The organism is Actinomycetota bacterium (assembly GCA_005888325.1).
Taxonomy (GTDB): Bacteria; Actinomycetota; Acidimicrobiia; order Acidimicrobiales; family AC-14; genus AC-14.
The window spans coordinates 4,832-23,752 of record VAWU01000064.1; the positions used below are offsets into that span (position 1 = coordinate 4,832).

18 protein-coding genes and 2 pseudogenes (1 of these 20 running past the window's edge) are annotated in these 18,921 nt (G+C 71.0%); 13 read left to right on the forward strand and 7 right to left on the reverse strand.

Going from position 1 to position 18,921, the window contains the following annotated elements; genetic code table 11:
* From E6G06_18890 to E6G06_18920, 7 genes and pseudogenes are all read right to left on the reverse strand, one after another.
* A pseudogene (locus E6G06_18890) lies at positions 1 to 200 on the reverse strand (hypothetical protein) (it extends 252 nt beyond the left edge of the window).
* Positions 197 to 700: a MaoC family dehydratase gene (locus E6G06_18895; protein TML87073.1), complete on the reverse strand. Its 504-nt coding sequence runs from the start codon at positions 698 to 700 to the stop codon at positions 197 to 199. The pseudogene E6G06_18890 and the gene E6G06_18895 overlap by 4 nt, the downstream one beginning before the upstream one ends.
* A 23-nt stretch (positions 701 to 723) precedes the next feature.
* Positions 724 to 1,890: a CoA transferase gene (locus E6G06_18900; protein TML87029.1), complete on the reverse strand. Its 1,167-nt coding sequence runs from the start codon at positions 1,888 to 1,890 to the stop codon at positions 724 to 726.
* Between the two features lie 18 nt (positions 1,891 to 1,908).
* A complete protein-coding gene (locus E6G06_18905; GenBank protein ID TML87030.1) occupies positions 1,909 to 3,090 on the reverse strand; it encodes an acyl-CoA dehydrogenase in 1,182 nt (393 codons plus the stop codon).
* Positions 3,091 to 3,127: 37 nt separating this feature from the next.
* On the reverse strand, positions 3,128 to 4,291 hold the full coding sequence (locus E6G06_18910) for a CoA transferase (GenBank protein ID TML87074.1): 1,164 nt from the start codon (positions 4,289 to 4,291) through the stop codon (positions 3,128 to 3,130).
* Between the two features lie 104 nt (positions 4,292 to 4,395).
* Positions 4,396 to 5,592 carry an acetyl-CoA acetyltransferase gene (locus E6G06_18915; protein TML87031.1) on the reverse strand — a complete coding sequence of 399 codons (1,197 nt, stop codon included), beginning with the start codon at positions 5,590 to 5,592 and terminating at the stop codon, positions 4,396 to 4,398.
* A 9-nt stretch (positions 5,593 to 5,601) separates the two neighbouring features.
* Positions 5,602 to 7,041 (reverse strand): hydroxymethylglutaryl-CoA synthase, encoded by a 1,440-nt coding sequence (locus tag E6G06_18920; GenBank protein ID TML87032.1) that lies wholly within the window; start codon positions 7,039 to 7,041, stop codon positions 5,602 to 5,604.
* A 44-nt stretch (positions 7,042 to 7,085) separates the two neighbouring features.
* On the opposite strand from E6G06_18920, the gene E6G06_18925 reads away from it, so the two are divergent.
* The 13 genes and pseudogenes from E6G06_18925 (at position 7,086) to E6G06_18985 (ending at position 18,914) form a co-directional block, all read left to right on the forward strand.
* Positions 7,086 to 7,967 carry a crotonase/enoyl-CoA hydratase family protein gene (locus tag E6G06_18925; protein TML87033.1) on the forward strand — a complete coding sequence of 294 codons (882 nt, stop codon included), beginning with the start codon at positions 7,086 to 7,088 and terminating at the stop codon, positions 7,965 to 7,967.
* 44 nt (positions 7,968 to 8,011) lie between these two features.
* A complete protein-coding gene (gene typA / locus E6G06_18930) occupies positions 8,012 to 9,868 on the forward strand; it encodes a translational GTPase TypA (GenBank protein ID TML87034.1) in 1,857 nt (618 codons plus the stop codon).
* Positions 9,869 to 10,032: 164 nt separating this feature from the next.
* A complete protein-coding gene (locus E6G06_18935; protein ID TML87035.1) occupies positions 10,033 to 10,236 on the forward strand; it encodes a cold-shock protein in 204 nt (67 codons plus the stop codon).
* Positions 10,237 to 10,243: 7 nt separating this feature from the next.
* The gene (locus tag E6G06_18940) at positions 10,244 to 10,540 is read left to right on the forward strand and encodes a hypothetical protein (GenBank protein TML87036.1); all 297 of its coding nucleotides are present in this window, start codon (positions 10,244 to 10,246) and stop codon (positions 10,538 to 10,540) included.
* 133 nt (positions 10,541 to 10,673) lie between these two features.
* On the forward strand, positions 10,674 to 11,393 hold the full coding sequence (locus E6G06_18945) for a hypothetical protein (GenBank protein ID TML87037.1): 720 nt from the start codon (positions 10,674 to 10,676) through the stop codon (positions 11,391 to 11,393).
* A 74-nt stretch (positions 11,394 to 11,467) separates the two neighbouring features.
* Positions 11,468 to 12,157, forward strand: a complete 690-nt coding sequence (locus tag E6G06_18950) for a hypothetical protein (protein TML87038.1) — start codon at positions 11,468 to 11,470, stop codon at positions 12,155 to 12,157.
* Entirely contained in the window at positions 12,158 to 14,128 is a 1,971-nt protein-coding gene (locus E6G06_18955) for a hypothetical protein (protein TML87039.1), read from the forward strand.
* A 259-nt stretch (positions 14,129 to 14,387) separates the two neighbouring features.
* Positions 14,388 to 14,921, forward strand: a pseudogene (locus E6G06_18960) (YibE/F family protein).
* 1 nt (position 14,922) lies between these two features.
* On the forward strand, positions 14,923 to 15,468 hold the full coding sequence (locus tag E6G06_18965; protein ID TML87040.1) for a YibE/F family protein: 546 nt from the start codon (positions 14,923 to 14,925) through the stop codon (positions 15,466 to 15,468).
* 161 nt (positions 15,469 to 15,629) lie between these two features.
* Positions 15,630 to 16,451, forward strand: coding sequence for a zinc ABC transporter substrate-binding protein (locus E6G06_18970; GenBank protein TML87041.1), 822 nt, complete (start codon positions 15,630 to 15,632; stop codon positions 16,449 to 16,451).
* Positions 16,435 to 17,202: a metal ABC transporter ATP-binding protein gene (locus E6G06_18975; protein TML87042.1), complete on the forward strand. Its 768-nt coding sequence runs from the start codon at positions 16,435 to 16,437 to the stop codon at positions 17,200 to 17,202. The genes E6G06_18970 and E6G06_18975 overlap by 17 nt, the downstream gene beginning before the upstream one ends.
* A 12-nt stretch (positions 17,203 to 17,214) precedes the next feature.
* Positions 17,215 to 18,111 carry a metal ABC transporter permease gene (locus E6G06_18980; GenBank protein TML87075.1) on the forward strand — a complete coding sequence of 299 codons (897 nt, stop codon included), beginning with the start codon at positions 17,215 to 17,217 and terminating at the stop codon, positions 18,109 to 18,111.
* 5 nt (positions 18,112 to 18,116) lie between these two features.
* Positions 18,117 to 18,914 carry a metal ABC transporter permease gene (locus E6G06_18985; protein ID TML87076.1) on the forward strand — a complete coding sequence of 266 codons (798 nt, stop codon included), beginning with the start codon at positions 18,117 to 18,119 and terminating at the stop codon, positions 18,912 to 18,914.
* Positions 18,915 to 18,921 lie beyond the last annotated feature (7 nt).

An 18,921-nucleotide genomic window follows, 5' to 3' on the forward strand; every position in this document is an offset into this window, starting at 1 on the left:
GCGGCCTGGGTGGGCGTGTTCATGAAGATGTCGCGCATCCCGTTGCGGTGGACGGCGAAGTCATGGTCGTGGTGCATGGGTCGCCAGTCGCGGCTCGCGAGCGCGCCCAGCACGATGGTCGTGGCGGTGACGTCGTGGACGAGGGGCGCGAGCTCCTGGCCCTCACGCACCTGTTCGACGGTCACGTCGGCGCCCCTCATGTCGGCGCTCTGCGGTAGCCGAATCCGGTGTAGGACTCGACACCGACCACCTCGTCGCGCTGGTTGCGGTACTCGACGTCGATCACCCAGAACCGGCCGGTGCCCAGGCGGGTCGTCTTCTCCTCGCTCACCGAGCGCAGGATCTGGCGGCTCGACACCTCGTCGCCCGGCCGCACGGGGTCGTGGAAGACGATCGTGTTTTCGGAGATCACGGCCTCCGGTAGGCCGAAGTGCTCCTTGAGGTCGAAGTGCACCTGCAGCGGCAGTAGCTCCCCGGTGCGACCTGGGGCCCAGTGGTGCGGGCGAAACCACACCGACAACATCGTGGGCGGGGCGATCGGTCCGCCGGTGATCGTCCTCGCCACCTCGTCGTCCCAGAACAGCGGGTTGGCATTCTCCACCGACGCGCACGTGGACCAGATGTAGCCGCGCTCCACCGGGAAGCCGCCCCTCTGCTCGTACTGCACGCATCCGACACGCGCCGCGACGTCGTCCGGCAACCCGCCCTGTTCGGCACCCGAGCTCACGCCACAACCCCCGCCCGCCGCAGCTCGACGGACTCCTCGGGCGAGATCCCGGCCGCGCGCAGGAGCTCGTCGGTGTCGGTGAGATCGCTGTCGGGCACGGCCGCGGGCCCGCTCGGTCGGGTCATCCCCGCGAGGGTGGGCGCGAGCTGTCGGAACGACCCGTGGCAGGGGTGCACGGCGTCGACGAACGCGCCCCGCGCGTTGAACTGCGGGTCGTCGACCAGCTCGGCAACGGACAGCACGGGCGCGACGCAGGTGTCGGCCGGGCCCAGCTCGTCGATCCACGCGTCGCGATCGCGCGTTGCGAAGGCGGCGCGCAGATCGGCTCGGATCTCGTCCTGGACGTCGTCGTCGGTCTGGTGGTCCGCCCACCGCTCGAGTCCGAGGGCGCGGCAGAGGTTCGACCAGAACCGTGCCTCGATGGCTGCGACCGACAGCCATCTCCCGTCCGCTGCGACGTAGGTGTCGTAGCAGGCGTAGCGGCCGGTGAGCATCCCGTGACGTGGACCGGGTCGCGCCCCCGTGGCCAGATGCTCGTCGATCTGCAGTGCCATCAGCGCGAGCACGCCTTCCGCCACCGAGACGTCGAGGTAGGCGCCGTCGCCCGTTGCGCTGCGACGGACGAGCGCGGCGAGGATGGCGATCACCGCGTGCATGCCGCCGCCCGCGCTGTCGGCCACGGTGGCACCGGGGATCGGCGGTTGGCCGTCGGGCCCCGGTCCCGAGCAGTCGAGGAAGCCACCGGTCGCGAGGTAGTTCAGGTCGTGACCCGCCCAAGCGGCGCGCGGGCCGCGCTGTCCGTAACCGGTCGTGGAGCAGTAGACGATGCCCGGGTTGCGCGCCCTGACGTCGTCGTAGCCGATGCCGAGCCGGTCGACCACGCCCGGCCGGTAGCTCTCCAGCACGACGTCGGCGCCGTCGGCGAGGCGCAGGAAGACGTCGCGACCCTCGGGCGCCTTGAGGTCGACCAGTGCCCGCCGCATCTCCCGGTGCGCGCTGTACGCATGGAAGGGCGGTGTGATCTGCACACCGTCCTGCGCGGGGACGGGCCCGACCTTGACCACGTCGGCGCCGTAGTCGGCCAGCCACCGCGAGGCCCGCGCCGCGGGACCGACGCTCGCGAGGTCGAGCACGGTGACGCCCCTGAGCATGCCCTCCCTCATCGACGCGGCCCGGTCATGTCAGAAGTTCTTGGGGAGGCCGAGCTTGCGCCGGGAGATGATGTTCTTCTGCACCTCCGAGGTGCCACCACCGATGGTGTCGATCACCGTGTAGCGGTAGGTCGACTCCGCCCGGCCCTTCATCGGCGCGTCGTCGGTGCGCACCCGCAGCTGCGATCCCGGTCCGCCGACGTCCATCGAGGTGTCGGCCAATCGCTTCGACAGCTCGGTGGCGAACAGCTTGTACTCGGAGGCCTCGGTGGTCGGCGGCGGGCCGCCTTTCATCGAGGCGGCGACGAACCGCAGCCCGAGCACGCGCGCCACCTCGGCCTCGGTGACGAGGTGGGCGACCTGGCGGCGGATCACCGGGTCATCGCGCAGCGGCCGCCCGTCGCGCGTCTCGGTGGCGACGTGCTCGCACAGGAGCTCGAGCCGCTGCTGGATGGGGGAGAACGTGAACATGGTGAAGCGCTCGAGGTCGAGCGCCTCGGAGATGTACTGGAAGCCGCGGTTGACCTCGCCGACCACGTAGTCGTCCGACACCCAGACGTCGTCGAAGAACACGTCGTTGGTGCGCTCGTCGCCCATCGTCCAGATCCCGTTGATCGTGATGCCGGGATGGTCGAGTGGCACGAGGAACAACGTGATCCCGTTGTGCTTGGGGGCGTCGGGATCGGTGCGAGCCCCCACCCAGTACCACTCGGCGAAGTGGGCCGACGTCGTCCACGTCTTCTGGCCGTTCAGCCGCCATCCCTCGCCGTCGCGAGTCGCCCGCAACTTCATGGAGGCCGCGTCGGAGCCCGCGTCGGGCTCGCTGTAGCCGACTGCGAACTCGACCTCGTTGCGCAGGATCTTGGGCAGGAACTCGCGCTTGAGCTTGTCGCTCCCGTGGGCCAGCACCGTCTTGCCGATGATGCCGACGCCCTTGCCGATCTGCGGCCCGCCCCGCCGGGCCAGCGCCTCGTTGAGGAGGTACTCGTAGACCCCTTCGCCCTCCTGGCCGCCCCACTCCTTGGGCCAGGTGATGCCGAGCCAGCCGCGGTCCGCGATCTTGCGCATGAGCTCGCGCCGCTTCGGCGTGTCGACGATCTGGGCCATGTTCTCCCGCGTCACGTCGAACACGTCGGGGTCGTCGTTCTCGTCGAGGAACCGCTCGACCTCGTCGGCGAAGGCGAGCTGCTCGGGCGAGAAGTCGAAGTCCATGCAGGCTCCCTCCCTCCAGATCTGACGACCCGTCAGTTTACTGACATGCGATCACTCCGTCGCCCGCCAGGGCCTCCAGCTCACCGTCGCCGAGCCCGAGCTCGCGGCGGAGCACCTCGTCGGTGTGCTCACCCACCCAGGGCACCCTCGTCTCGGGGCCCTCGGCCACCTTGGAGAGCTTCACGGGGTTGCCGGGCACGATCACGTCACCGTCGACACCATCGGCGCGTGCCATCTCCACCAACATGTTGCGCGCCGCCAGATGGGGGTCGGCCGTCACCTCGGCCGCGTCGTGGCATGGGCCCGCGGCGACGCCGGCGGCGGTCAGAACCTCGGCGGCCTCGACCTTCGTGCGGGTGGCGGCCCACGCCTCGATTCCCGGGCGCAGGACGTCGTCGAGGTGCTCGCCCCAGCCGGCGCGTGTTGCGAGCCGCGCGTCGCCGATCCACTCCGGACGTTCGACCACGCGCGCCAGGCGCTCGAACTGGTGCTCGCGGACGAGTTGCATCACGAACCAGCCGTCGGACGCCCGGAACACATCGAGGATGAACGGTTGCGGGAACGCCCTGCGTTCGACGCCGAGCGACGCGAGGTTGGTCACGATGTCGGTCATCGCGACGGTCGCGTCGTACATGGCGACGTCGACCTGTTGACCCTCGCCCGTGCGGTCGCGGTGGCGCAGCGCGGCCAGCACACCGATGGTGGCGAACAGCGCGGAGCTGATGTCGCCGAGCGCGCCGACCGGGTTGGCCCGCGGCGGCTGGTCGGGCGGACGCATGTACTCGTAGATCCCCGACATGGCCTCGACGATCGACGCGTACGCGGGCCATTGCGCGTACGGCGACGCACCGGTGCCGAAGCCCGAGACCGAGACGTAGATCGCCCGCGGGTGGACCGCGGCGACGACGTCGTACCCGAGGCCCAGCCGGTCCATCGTGCCGGCCTTGAAGTTCTCGGCCACCACGTCGAAGCGTGGTACGAGGCGCAGGAAGAGGTCGCGGCCCTCGGGTGCCTTCAGGTCGATCGCCACGCTGCGCTTGTTGAGGTTGTTGCGCAGGAACGTGGCGCCGACGTCGCGGCCGGACGGGTCGCGCATGGAGGGCTGTGATCCCCGTCCCGACTCGCCCGCGGGAGGCTCGATCTTGACGACCTCGGCGCCCAAGCGGGCAAGCAGCTGCGTCGCGAACGGCAGGGCCTGCATCTGCTCGACGGCGAGCACGCGCACGCCGTCGAGCGGCTTGCCCCAGTGGTCTGCGTCAGCGTTCGCGGTGTCGCCGAGGCGCACGGCAGGCCGAGGCGAGCGCGTCAGCCCAGCTCGCTACCGACCACCGAGATGAACGACACCATCTCGCCGGGGTAGCCGCCGAGGTTGTGGGTGAGGGCGAGCCGGCGGTCGTTGCCGAGCCGCCTCTCCTCGGGCGCCTCGCCGCGCAGCTGGAGCCAGCACTCGAAGATCATCCGCAGGCCCGACGCACCGACCGGGTGACCGAAGCTCTTCAGGCCGCCGTCGGGGTTGACCGGCAGGTCGCCTCCGAGATCGAACGACCCCGCCAGGATCTCCTTCCAGCCCGTGCCCCTTTCGGCGAACCCGAGGTCCTCCATGAGCGCGAGCTCGGTGGGTGTGAAGCAGTCGTGCACCTCGGCCATCGCCAGCTCGTGGCGCGGGTCGGTGATGCCCGCCTGGCGGTACGCGTCCTCCGCGCTGGCCACCACCTCGGGAAAGGTCGTGTAGTCGTAGTCGGGGTCTGCGAGCCCGCTGCCGGTGCCGGCCACGAAGGAGAGGGCCTTGATGTAGAGCGGCTTGTCGGTGTAGCGGTGCGCGTCCTCGGCGCGGACGACGATCGCGGCGGCGGAGCCGTCGGCGACGCCCGCGCAGTCGAACACGCCGAGCAGGCCGGCGACGCGCGGCGACGCGCAGATCGTCTCGGTGCTGACCTCGCGCCGGAACTGGGCACGGGGGTTGCGCGCGCCGTTGTAGTGGTTCTTCCACGCGATGCGCGCGAGCACGTCGCGCATCTCCTCGTCACTCACGCCGTACTTCCGCGCATAGCTGGGGGCGACCATGCTGTACATGGCGGCCGCGGTGAGCGTGCGCTGGGTGCCGTCGGTCGGCGGGGAGCCGGCGCCCCCGGCGAGGCCCTGGTAGCCGCTGTCCTTCACCTTCTCGACGCCCAGCGCCATTGCCACGTCGTAGGCGCCGGAGGCCACTGCGTACGCGGCCCCGCGCAGCGCCTCGGATCCGGTCGCGCAGTAATTCTCGACGCGCGTCACCGGCTTGCCCTCGACCTGGAGCGGGCGGGCGAGGGTGATGCCGCTCATCCCGCTCGTCGCCGTCCCCAGCCAGAAGGCGTCGATGTCGTCCTTCTCGATGCCGGCCGAGGCGAGCGTCTCGTTCGCCGCCTGCACCATGAGATCGTCGGCGCCGCGGTCCCAGTGCTCGCCGAACGGCGTGCAGGCGGCGCCGACGATCGCGACCTGGTCCTTGATCCCGTGTGAGGGCATCGAGCTCTCCTATCCGTCCTGTCGGTCGGGCCGGTCGTGAGGCGACCCGATCGGTCGGGCCTTCCAGAAGTAATTGTGGATCCCATCCGCGGTGAAGAGGCGCCGGAACGTCATCTCGACCCGGTCGCCGACCTGCACGTCGCTCTCGGCGACGTCGGTGAGCTCGACGGGGAACCGGCCGCCGCCGTCGAAGTCCACGATGGCGAAGACGATCGGCGGGCTGGGGGAGTAGGCGATCCGGTCGACGGTGTAGGCGGCGATCGTGCCGGGGACGTCGGCCATCGCGGCCGAGCCGGTGCCTCCGGGCAGCGGCGGGAGCTGCGGCGCGTCGGTGTCGGGGTCGCGCCGGCCCACGAAGCCGAACTTCCAGTCCTCGTGCCGGGCCGATGCCGAAGCGGACACGCGTCCGGGCTCGGGGCGCCGGGGAGGCTCGACGGGGAGCATGCCCCGCCAGGCAAGGAACTTGCCGTACCCGACCGGCCGCGCGGTCGCGACCTGGTCCGCGACCGCGGACGCGGTCCGGCACCCGGCGAGGGCTGCGGTGGTGCGGAACAGCAGCACGTCGGCCCCATCGGCCAGCACCACCAACGCAATCACCTGGCCGGATGCTCCCGACGCCGCCGACGCTAGGGACATCGCCTCGAGCGTCGCCGCGAGGAGCAGGGCCGGGTGCGCGGCGCCGGTGTTGCCGACGGTCGCACCCAGGTCGTCGACGATCGCCTCCTTCGCGACGCCGAGCCGGTTGACCAGCGACCGGGTGGCGCGCGCATGGGCGCTCGTGACGATGACGCGATCGACGTCGGCGGGCGTGAGCTCCGCCTGCTTGAGCGCGTCGCTCCACGCCCGCTCGCCCAGCGCGACGTACCTCGTCTCGCCGAAGCGTTCCTCCCACACCTTCGAACGCACGTCGCCCGGCGCCCGCCAGCGGTCGAGGAACTCGGCGGTGATCGACGCCGCGCCGATGTGCTCCGCGAGCAGCGGCGCCGACGCGTCGTCACCGACGAGCAGCGCGGCTGCTCCGTCGCCGCCGGAGGCTTCGTCCGCGCCGCCGGGGAAGCCGGTGCGCATGTCGGCCGCCACCACCAGCACCGTGTCGTTCCCCGCGAGGGCGATACGGAGCGCGCCCACCGCCGAACGCTGCGCCCCTCCGAGGTCGAGGGCCGCGACGTCGTCGTCGAGGCGCAACGCCGCGTGGATGGCGGTGGCATTGGTCTTGTCGAGATAGGCGGGCGTCACGGTCGAGAACCACACCATGTCGGGCCGCGGCGAATCGGCTGCCGCGCGCAACGCCAGCCGGGCCGCCTCGAAGCCCATCGTCGTGGTGTCCTCGTCGTAGGAGGCGACACTCCGGCTGCCTCTGCCCCCACCCGCGCCCACGAACGGAGCGATCGCCGACCGGTCGAGCCGCCCATGGGGGACGTAGCCCCCCGCGCTCAGGATTCCTCTCATGGCACCGGGAGTGTAGGTCCCGCTGGAGGACCTACGGTCGGGCCATGACTTACGCATCGATCGCATATCGCACCGACGGTCGCATCGCCCGGATCACGCTCGACCGGCCGGAGCGGCTCAACGCCATCGACGATCACATGCCCCGCGAGATCCGGCTCGCGGTCGACGAGGCGAACGCCGACCCCGCGGTCCACGTGATCGTGGTGGAAGGGGCGGGCCGGGCGTTCTGCGCGGGCTACGACCTCAAGCGCTATGCGGAGCGAGTCGACGCCGGCGCGCAGGTGTCTGGCCGCATGCCGTGGGACCCGATGGCGGACTACCGGCTGATGCGCCGGAACACCGACGACTTCATGTCGCTCTGGCGCAGCTACAAGCCGACGATCGCCAAGGTCCATGGGTACGCCGTCGCGGGAGGCAGCGACATCGCCCTCAGCTGCGACCTCGTCGTGATGGCCGAGGACGCCCGCATCGGCTACATGCCGGCGCGTGTCTGGGGCTGTCCGACCACGGCCATGTGGGTGTTCCGCCTCGGCGCCGAACGGGCGAAGCGGCTGTTGTTCACGGGCGACACGATCGACGGCCGGACCGCGGCCGAATGGGGTCTCGTCGCCGAGGCCGTGGCGGCACGCGACCTCGACACAACCGTCGATGCGCTGGCCGAGCGGGTGGCAGGCGTGCCGCGCAACCAGCTGATGATGCAGAAGCTGATGATCAACAGCGCGGTCGACGCCATGGGCCTGCACGCGACGCAGACCCTCGCGACGGTGTTCGACGGCATCGCCCGCCACTCGCCGGAAGGCGTGTGGTTCCAGCAGCACGCCGAGGCGCACGGGTTCCACGACGCCGTCGAATGGCGGGACTCCGGACGGCCGATCCCCGACGGCGACGAGGCCCGAGCCCTGCTGCGGGACGACGATCCCGTCTGACCTGCTCCGGAACGGTCGAGGTGACCGGTACCATGAGAGTGCCCATGACGTCTCCCCGCCTCTCCTCGCGCGCCGATCTGCGCAACCTGGCGATCGTCGCCCACGTCGACCACGGCAAGACCACCCTCGTCGACGCCATGCTCTGGCAGTCCGGCGCGTTCCGCGCCCACCAGGAGGTGGCGGAGCGGGTCATGGACTCGATGGACCTCGAGCGGGAGAAGGGCATCACCATCCTGGCCAAGAACACCGCGGTGCGGCACTCGGGCGTGAAGCTCAACATCGTCGACACGCCGGGCCACGCCGACTTCGGCGGCGAGGTGGAGCGGGCGCTCGCGATGGTCGACGGCGTGTTGCTGCTCGTCGACGCCAGCGAGGGACCACTGCCCCAGACCCGCTTCGTGCTGCGGAAGGCGCTCGAGCGGCACCTGCCCGTCGTGCTCGTGATCAACAAGGTCGACCGACCCGACAGCCGCATCAAGGAGGTCGTCGACGAGGTCTACGAGCTGTTCCTCGACCTCGACGCGGGCGAAGTGCAGATCGAGTTCCCCATCGTGTACTGCAACGCGCGCGCCGGTCGGGCCTCGTTCGACCCGGCCGACGTCGGCACCGACCTGGAGCCGCTGTTCGAGGCCATCTTCGAGCACATCCCCGCGCCCACGTTCGATCCCGAGCACCCGCTGCAGGCACTGGTCGCCAACCTCGACGCGTCGCCTTACGTCGGACGTCTTGCGCTGTGCCGTGTGCGTCACGGCACCATCCGCCGCGGTCAGCAGGTGGCCTGGTGCCGGGCCGACGGCACGATCGAGCGGGTGAAGATCACCGAGATGTACGTGACCGAGGCGCTCGACCGGGTCGACGCGGACGAGGCGGGACCGGGGGAGATCATCGCGGTCGCCGGCCTGCCCGACGTCACAATCGGCGAGACGCTCGCCGACCCCGACGACCCGCGGTTCCTGCCCGTCATCCGCGTCGACGAGCCCAGCCTCGGGATGACGCTCGGCGTCAACACGTCGCCCCTCGCGGGCCTCGACGGCAGGAAGCTCACCGCCCGGCTGATCAAGAGCCGGCTCGACTCGGAGCTGGTCGGGAACGTGTCGCTGTGGGTGCTCCCCACCGAGCGCCCCGACACCTGGGAGGTGCAGGGCCGCGGCGAGCTCCAGCTCGCGGTGCTCGTCGAGATGATGCGACGCGAGGGCTTCGAGCTCACCGTGGGCAAGCCCCAGGTGGTGACGCGCATCGTCGACGGCAAGGTCCACGAGCCGGTCGAGCGGGTGTCGATCGACGCGCCCGAGGAGTTCCTCGGCGTGGTGACGCAACTTCTCGCTCTGCGCAAGGGTCGGCTCGAGCAGATGGTGAACCACGGCACGGGCTGGGTGCGCCTCGACTACCTGGTGCCGGCGCGCGCGCTCATCGGGTTTCGCACGGAGTTCCTCACCGAGACGCGCGGTACCGGCGTGCTGCATCATGTGTTCGATCGGTTCGAGCCGTGGTACGGCGAGCTCCGCACCCGGCCCTCGGGCTCGCTCGTCGCCGACCGGTCCGGGCCGACGACGACCTACGCGCTGCTGAGCCTGCAGGAGCGCGGGGCGCTCTTCGTGGGGCCCGGTGAGGAGGTCTACGAAGGGATGATCGTGGGTGAGAACGCGCGCACCGAGGACATGGACGTGAACCCCACGAGGGAGCGCAAGCTGACGAACATGCGATCTTCCACCGCCGACGAGCTGGTGCGGCTGATCCCGCCGCGTCTGCTGTCGCTCGAGCAGGCTCTCGAGTTCATCCGCGAGGACGAGTGCATCGAGGTCACGCCCAAGCAGGTTCGCCTGCGCAAGGCGATCCTCGACCAGGCCGACCGCGGCCGCCGCACGGCCAACGCCAAGCGTGCCCGTCTGCGCGACGGCTGACCCGCACAGAGGCGGGATGGCGCGGATCGGCCACCCCGCCGGCAACACGTAGTAGGGTTCTTTGTGGCCCCCGATGTTCCACGCCGCTCGGGGCGCCGTTGCCGGTTGCCTTCTTGGTCTCCCGCAAGATCGAACGGCGCGTGGGAGAGCAGAGGAACGAAGAAATGGCAGTAGGCACGGTGAAGTGGTTCAACGCGACCAAGGGCTTCGGCTTCATCACCCCCGACGAGGGTGGCGACGACCTGTTCGTGCACCACAGCGCGATCGAGATGCAGGGATACCGCGAGCTGGCCGAGGGTCAGCGGGTGGAGTTTCAGAAGACCTCCGGCCCCAAGGGCCCGCAGGCCAGCTCCGTCCGCGCGATCTGACGCGGTCGTGACGACTGAGTCGTCTTCCGACGACACGGCGCTCGAGCTCCGCAGGAGCGGCCGCTCGTTCGCGGCCATCGCCAAGAAGCTGGGGTTGACGCGGGCGAGCGACGCGAACGAAGCGTTCAACCGAGCGCTCCGCACCCGGCCGACCGACGAGCAGGTGGTGCTCCGCGAGGAGGAGAGCCTCCGGCTCGACAAGCTCGCGACCAAGGTGCAGTCGCGCAAGGACCTGGCGCAGGAAGACGTCAACCGCCAGCTCCGCACGATCACCCGCCTGCGTGAGGCGCTCGTCGCGGACTGACCGCCCAGCGCTTCTTGTCGTAGTACGGCGTCCTCACGACGGCTGACTACGACAAGAACGCAACTCTTATCAGTCTCACAGCTTCGCGTCGCCGACCCGACGCGCCGACACCGCCGGCAGTAGCCTCACGAACGTGACGACCGGTTTCGGGTCGCGGCTCGCTGCATGCCGAGCGGTGCTGCTCGCGTTCGGCGGCGTGTGGCTCGGTCATGTCGCCGAGCACTACCGGGTGGAGGGGTCAGCGGGGCTCGTCCACGAGCTCAGCCACTCCGTGCACCTCTACATGCTCCCGCTCGGCGCGCTGCTCGTCGTCCTCGCTGCGCTGACCGGTGTCGGCTGGGTGCGGATGGCAGCTGCGCTGACGCAGCGGCTCGAGCGCGCCACCGAAGGCCTGGCGCGCGCCTTCCGTGGCGCGCGCCCTCGCCTCTACCCGACGGTGCCACACACCGCGCCAACCGTTTCGTCTGTCGGTGGCCGCTGGCTCGCGCTGGCGCTGCCGCTGGGCCTGGCGCAGCTCGTGCTCTACGCGCTGCAGGAGAACCTCGAGCACGCGCTGTCGCACGAAGCCATGCCGCTGCTGGGCGTGTTCGCGGGCGCCCACTGGGCGGCGTCATTCGTGCAGCTCAGCGTCGCGTGCCTGGTCGCCGCAATCGTGATCGCGTGCCGCAGTCGCGTCGCCGACCTGGCCCGTCGCATCGACGCGGTCGAGCGGCTCGCCCACTGGCTTACCCGGGCAAGAGTCGCCGTGCTTGCCGCGCCGGCCGCCGGTCGCCTGCGTTCGTTCACGCCCCTCGAACGCTTCGGCCGTCACCTCCTGCAGCGGCCACCTCCCCTGCTCCGTCTCAGCCACTGAGAGACCTCCCGACTCCAGTTCGGGCTCTCGTGCGCTTCGCGCACGCATTCGCAACCGTGCTGAAAGGAGCACCCGTGCATCTCTCGCGTCACAAGACGCAGCTGGGAGCTGCCCTCGCCATGAGCGGAGCTCTCGTCGCCATGACCGCAGGCACAGCGTTCGCCCACGAGGCGCGCGACGCGGGCCAGTTCAAGGTCGAGGTGGGCTGGGCGACCGAGCCCGCGTACACCGGCGACCCCAACGCCATCCAGTTCATCCTGCACGACGCCAACGACCAACCGATCACCGATCTGGGTGACACCCTCAAGGTGGAAGCCTCTTTCGGCGACAAGAAGTCCGGCCCCCTCGACATCAAGCCCGCGTTCAGCGACGAAGAGGGAACCAAGGGTGACTATCGTTCCGATCTGGTCCCGACCCGGCCGGGCAAGTACACCTTCCACTTCACCGGCACCATCCGCGGACAGCAGTTCGACGAGTCGTTCACGTCGTCGGACACCGGGTTCGACGAGGCCAAGGACGACACCGAGGTGGCGTTCCCCGCGAAGGACCCGACGCGCGGTGAGCTGGCGCAGAAGATCGACCGCATCGACTCCCGCCTGGTGAAGGCCCAGCAGGCCGCCGCGTCCAGCAAGAAGGCTGCGGACGACGCCAAGTCGTCGGCGACGACCGCTACCGTGATCGGAATCGTCGCGATCGTGGTTGCCGTCGTGCTGGGTGGGATCGCCCTCATGGGCGCGCGACGGCGCGGAGCGGGAACCGCGTAGGTGCGCATCCGGCTGGGCCTGGCCGGCCTGGTCCTCGCGGGGGCCTGCGTGGGTGCGCTCGGCGCACCCACGCCGGCCTTCGCCCATGCGCTGTTGAAGGACGCCGACCCGCCGCAGGGTGCGTCGCTGACGACCTCCCCGACGGGCCTCACGCTCACGTTCACCGAGACGCCCGACCCCAAGGTCTCGCTCATCAACGTGCTCGACTCCACCGGCCGGTCGGTGCCTCACGGGCCGATCGAGGTGGTGGCGGGCCGGCCCGACTCGCTGCACGTGAGCGTGAGCAACCTCCCGCGGGGCACCTACACGATCGACTGGCGCGCGCTCTCGAAGGTTGACGGCCACCTCGCCGACGGCAGCTACGCGCTCGGCGTCGGCGTGCCCGCGCCGACCACCACGACCGGCGGGTTCAAGCTGCCGACGGCGCCGACCCCCTCGACGCTGGCGGTCGCCGCGCGCGCCGCGTTCTATCTCGGCCTCGTCGTGCTGCTCGGCACTGCGTGGATGGGTCTGTTCATCGCTCCGGGCGCCGGTGTCCTTCTTGCGCGCGCCGCAGGCGTGGGATGGGTCGTCGCCCTCGTCGGCGCGGTTGGGATCACGCAGGCGCAACGCGCGAACGCCGGCATCCCGTGGGGCGATGTCTTGGACAGCTCGCTCGGTCACTCGTTCCTCTGGCGCTTGATCCCGGTCGCCGCGATCCAGATCGCAGTCGTCGTCGCCCTGATGTCCGAAGGGCCCGTGCGCCGCGCCGCGTTCGTCGTCGTGGCGGGAGGCGCGCTGGCGGCCATGGTGGGCGACGTGACCTCGAGCCACGCCGCCGCGTCCTCGTCGAAGTGGGTGCAGGGCACCGTGCAGTGGGTCCACTTCGCCTCCGCTGCGGTCTGGCTCGGGGGCCTCGGCGCGCTGCTGCTCGCCACCAGGCGGCTCGTCGGCGACGACCTGGCGCGGGCCGTACGTCGCTACTCCACCGTCGCGGGGGTCGCGCTCGCGGTCGTCGTCACGACCGGTGTCACCCGGGCGGTGAACGAGGTCGGCGGATGGGCACGGCTGGTCGACACCGGCTTCGGCCGCCTGGTGGTCCTGAAGTCGTCGTTGCTCCTCGTGCTGGCCGGGCTGGGCGGGATCAACCGCTTCCGGAACGTCCCCGCGGTCCGCGAGTCACTGCGCGGCCTGCGGCGCGTGGGCACGAGCGAGCTGGCGGTCGCAGCGGTCGTGCTCAGCGCCACCGGGCTGCTCGTCAACCTGGCGCCCGGGGGCACGCCGAAGGCCGTCGCGCTCGAGACGGTCAAGCCGGTCCGGGTCAGCGGCGCCGACTTCGCCACGACGACCCGCGTCGCGCTCGAAGCCACGCCCGGCACGGTCGGGTCCAACCGCTTCGTCGTCCGGGTGACCGACTACGACTCGGGCGCGCCGGTCACGGTCAACAGCGTCCGGCTCCGCTTCAACTCGGCCGACCGGCCTGACGTGAGCGAGTCGGCGCTCGAGCTCCCGAAGACCGCGCCGGGAACCTTCGCCGCGACCGGTTCCAACCTGTCGCTCGACGGCCGCTGGAAGGTGACGGTCGTCGTGCCGCGCGGGATCGAGGCGGTCGAGGTGCCGCTCGAGCTGACGACCAGCCGGCCCACCCAGAAGGTCGACGTGACCCGCACGCCCGGGCTGCCGACGATCTACACGGTGGCGCTGAACGGCACGGGGAAGGTGCAGATCTACCTCGACCCCGGGAAGCCGGGCGCCAACCAGCTGCACGTCACCTTCTTCGACAGCCGCGGCGCGGAGCGACCGGTCAGTGAGCTGTCGGGTACCGCGACCGGCCCAGGCGTGACCGCCTCGAAGCTCGACCTGCGCCGGCTCACGGCCGGCCACTTCTCGGCCGACACGAACGCGGCGGCCGGACGTTGGCGCTACTCGATCACCGGCTCGTCCAACGGGGTACGGCTCGCGGCCGACGTGACGATCGACGTCGGGCGCTGAGCGCTCTCATAGGGTTGTCCTCTGGTGGACGGCCATCTGCACCCGCCTGACCGGCCGCGTCAGCGGGCGTCGCCGCGCACCCGGGCCCCTACTGTCGGCCGCGCTCGTGCCGCTGGTGGTGGCGACGATCGTCGGTCTCGTGGTGCTCTGGCCGCACACCCGCACCCGCCGGCTGCCCGGCACCTTCGGACCGCCGGCGGAGCTGGTCGACGCAACCGTGACGTCGGTGGCGAGCGTACGTTGTCCCGCGGTGCAGAACATGTGCAGCACCGTTCGCGTTCGCATCACGAGCGGCCCTGACCGCGGCCATTCCGCCCGGCTGCCGGAGCTGACGTTCGGGGCCGACGTGCCCACGCTCGAGACCGGCGATCGGGTGGTGCTCGGCCGCTCCGTCGATCCCACCGGCCGCGTCGACTACTACTTCTCCGACCTCCAGCGGCGACGGCCGCTCGTCCTCCTCGCCATCGGGTTCGCGCTCGCTGTCGTGGCCGTGGCCGGCTGGCGCGGGTTGGCCGCGTTGATCGGCCTGGCCGTGACGTGGACGGTGCTCGTGTGGTTCGTGCTGCCCGCCGTGCTCGACGGCAAGAGCCCGCTCGCAGTGGCGTTGGTGGGGTCGTCGATCATCATGCTGTTCGTCCTCTACCTGGTCCACGGGCTCACCGCCCGTACCACGACGGCCCTGCTCGGCACCCTCGCGAGCCTCGGGCTCACGGGCGCGCTCGCCGGTCTGTTCGTCGCCGCGTCGCACATCACGGGCCTGGCGTCGGAGGAGTCGACGTACCTCCAGGCCGTGGGTGGCCGGCTGGAGCCTGAGCGGCGTCGTCCTGGCGGGCGTGGTGATCGGCTCGCTCGGCGCGCTGAACGACGTCACCGTCACCCAGGCCTCGTCGGTATGGGAGCTCCACGCCGTGAACCCGGCGCTCCGCGCTGTCGACCTCTACCGCTCGGGCATGCGGATCGGGCGCGACCACATCGCCTCCACCGTGTACACGCTGGTCTTCGCGTACGCCGGGGCGAGCCTGCCGCTGCTGATCCTGTTCACCCTTGCCGACCGTCGGGTGGGCGACATCCTCACTTCCGAGGTGGTGGCCGAGGAGATCGTGCGGACGCTCGTTGGCAGCATCGGCCTGGTGGCGTCGGTACCGCTGACGACTGCCCTCGCGTCGGCCGTGGTGACGCGGGGAGTCCAGCACACGAAGCGTGCTCGCCCGCGCCTGCCCTCGCCGCGCGCCGCGGGCGAACGGCTGGCCCTCCGGCTCCAGCGACGGGCACGCCGGCGCCGAGACGAGTGGCGGCCGTCCCGAGGGGAGCGCGAGTTCTGGGACGAGAGCGAGCCTTGACCGAGAACGATTCTCAGTCTAAGGTGGAGGGGTAATCGAGAAACACTCTCACTGAGGGCTCCCGGAGGCACCGTTTGCGCAAGCTGCTCGCCCTGCTGGTCGTCGCCGGTGCCGTGACCGCCTCATGCGGAGCCGACCACGCGGACGCGAAGTCTGGCAAGATGCTGAAAGTGGTTGCCACTACCACTCAGCTCACCGACTTCACCCGGATCGTCGCCGGCTCCCGAGCCGACGTGTACGACGTCGTCAGGGCGAACGTCGACGCCCACGACTTCGAGCCCTCGCCCGCCGACATCGAGGCGATCCGCGACGCCGACGTCGTGATCCAGAACGGCGTGGGCCTCGAGAAGTGGCTCAAGCCGACGATCGACAGCGCCGTGCCCCGGGGCCAGATCGTCGACGCGAGCAAGGGAGTGAAGGTGCGCGCCGGCACGGGTGCGGAGGAGAAGGAGGGCGATCCCCACATCTGGTTCGCCCCCGGCAACGCGAAGATCATGGTCGCCAACGTCACCAAGGCGCTCGTCGCGGCCGACCCGCCGGGCGCGTCGACCTACGAGACAAATCGCGACGCCTACGACACGCAGCTCGACGGGCTCGATCGTGAGATCGCGTCGGAGCTGAGCGCGCTCACCAACCGGAAGCTCGTCACCAACCACGACGCGTTCGGCTACTACGTCGATCGCTACGGGCTCCAGTTCGTCGGCTCGGTGATCCCGAGCTTCGACACCCAGGCCGAGCTCTCGAGCCGCGACATCTCCGACCTCGTCGCCAAGATCAGGTCCGAGGGTGTGAAGGCGGTGTTCTCGGAGGCGTCCCTCCCGCCGAAGACCGCCGCGGCCATCGCCTCGCAGGCCGGCGTGAAGATCGTCCAAGGCGACGACGCGCTGTTCGGCGACTCGCTCGGTCCTCCGGGCAGCGACGGCGACACCTACCTGAAGATGCAGCGTCACAACACGAAGGTCATCGTTGAGAACCTTCGCTGACGGCCCCGCGCTCTCGTTGCACGAGGTCGCCGCGTCGTACGGGCGCGACCCCGTCCTCGAAGGGGTCACGGGCCGGGTCGAGCCCGGCGAGGCCATCGCCTTGATCGGGCCCAACGGCGCGGGCAAGACCACGCTCATCAAGGCGATCCTGGGCCTGGTGCCCGTGGTGCACGGCGAGATCGAGGTGCTCGGCACCTCGCCCGATCGGGCGCGGGGCCGGGTCGCCTACGTGCCTCAGGCCGACGTGCTCGACACCGAGTTCCCCGTCACGGCGCTCCAGGTCGTGCTGATGGGGCGCTATCGGCGCGTCGGGTGGTTGCGCCGACCCGGTGCCGCCGACCGCGACGCGGCGCGGCGTGCGCTCGACGAGGTCGGGATGCTCGCCCGGGCCCATGACCGCTTCGGCCTGCTCTCGGGGGGACAGCGCCAGCGGGTGCTCCTGGCGCGAGCGATCGCGCAGGAGGCCGAGCTGCTGCTTCTCGACGAGCCGTTCAACGGCGTCGACGGCACGACGACCGAGCTGCTGCTGCGGGTGCTCGCAGGTCTGCGTGTCGAGGGGGTGGCCGTGGTGATGTCGACCCACGACCTCTCGGTCGCGCACCTGGCGTGTGGGCGCGCGTGCCTGCTGAACCGCCGGCAGGTCTCGTTCGGCCCCATCGAGGAGGCGCTGACCGCCGAGTCCCTGCGCGAGACCTACGGCGGCAGCGTCGTCACCCTCGCGGGCGCCACCACCATCCTCACCCTCCGCTGACGGGCGCCCATGTTGCGGCGCGTGCTGCTCGACCCGTTCGAGGCGCCGTTCATGGCCCGTGCGCTGGTCGAGGTGCTCCTGCTCGGCCTGGTCGGTGGCGTCGTCGGCGTGCACGTGCTGCTCCGCCGTCTGGCCTTCCTCAGCGAGGCCCTGCAGCACACCGTCTTCCCCGGCATCGCGATCGCGTTCGTGACCGGCCAGTCGCTGCTCGTCGGCGCGCTCGTCGCCGCGGTTGCGACGATCGTGCTCCTCGGGCTGCTCGCTCGTCGACCGCGCGTCGATCCCGATGCCGCGCTGGCCGTCCTGATCGCCGGAGCGTTCGCACTGGGTGTCGTGTTGGTCTCGCACCGCCGCGGCTTCCAGCGCGACCTCACCTCGCTGCTCTTCGGGCGCATCCTCGCAGTTGACACGCGCCAGCTGATCGAGACCGCGATCGTCACGGTGGTGTGCGTCACGGTGGTCGCCGCCCTGCACAAGGAGCTGGTGCTGCTCGCGTTCGACCCCGGCGGGGCGGCGTCGCTCGGCTACCGCACCGGCTGGCTCGACCTGGCGCTCAACCTGGTGGTCGCACTGGTGGTCGTCGCCGCGGTACGGGCGCTCGGCACCGTGCTGGTCGTCGCCTTCCTCGTCACGCCGGCGGCCGCGGCCCGCCTGGTGTGTCGCGGCGTCACGTCGATGATGGCGGTGGCGGTCGTCCTCGCGCTCGTCTGTGGTTGGGTGGGGCTGTCCCTCAGCTACGAGGCCTCCGTGCACCACGGCGTGCGGCTCGCGTCCGGTGCCACCGTCGTGCTGACGCTCACCGCGGGCTTCGTCCTTCTCGGCGCCGCCGCTGCGGCCCGCTCCGCCCTCGCCCGGCCGCGTGTGGCAGGCCGGCGCAGCGTCCGAGGGACGAGGACGGTGAACCGGTGAGCGCGCTGGTCGACAGCCTCGGTTCGCCGTTCTTCCAGCGGGCACTGCTCGAGTCGGTGCTCGTGGGCGCGGTCACGGGCGTCGTCGGCGTGCACGTGCTGCTCCGACGACTGCCGTTCTTCGTCGTTGCCATGTCGCACGCCACCTTTCCGGGCGTGGTGCTCGCGTCGGTCGCGGGCGTGAGCCTCTTCGTCGGAGGCTGGGCGTTCGGCCTGCTCGTCGCGCTTCTCGTCGCGGCACTGGGGGCCAACCGGGCGCTCGACGAGACGAGCGCGGTCGGCGTGGTGCTGGCGGGGTCCTTCGCGCTGGGCGTGCTCGTCATCTCGGCCCGTCCCGACGCGTCCCGCGACCTGTCCGCGTTCCTCGTCGGCTCGGTGTTGACGGTCACCCGTGCCGACATCGTCACGACCGCGGTGACGGGCGGCGTCCTGCTCGTCGTCCTCGGCGCGCTCCACAAGGAGCTGGTGCTCGGCGCGTTCGATCCCGGAGGCGCCGCCGCGGCGGGCTATCGCACGGGGATGCTCGATGCCCTCGTGCTCGTCGTCGTGACGTTCGCGCTGGTCACCGCGGTGCCCGCGGTCGGGACCCTGCTCGCGGTGGCGCTGCTCACCGTGCCCGCGCTCACCGCCCGCCTGTGGGCGGAGCGGGTCGGCCCGACGATGGCGCTGGCCGCGGCCACCGGCGCCGCGAGCGGCGTCGTCGGGCTGTGCCTCTCGTCGGTGCTCGACATCGCCGCCGGTGGCGCGATCGCGCTTACCTGCACCGCCGCGCTCGGCGCGTCATTGCTCCTGCGCCGGCGCTGACAAGAAG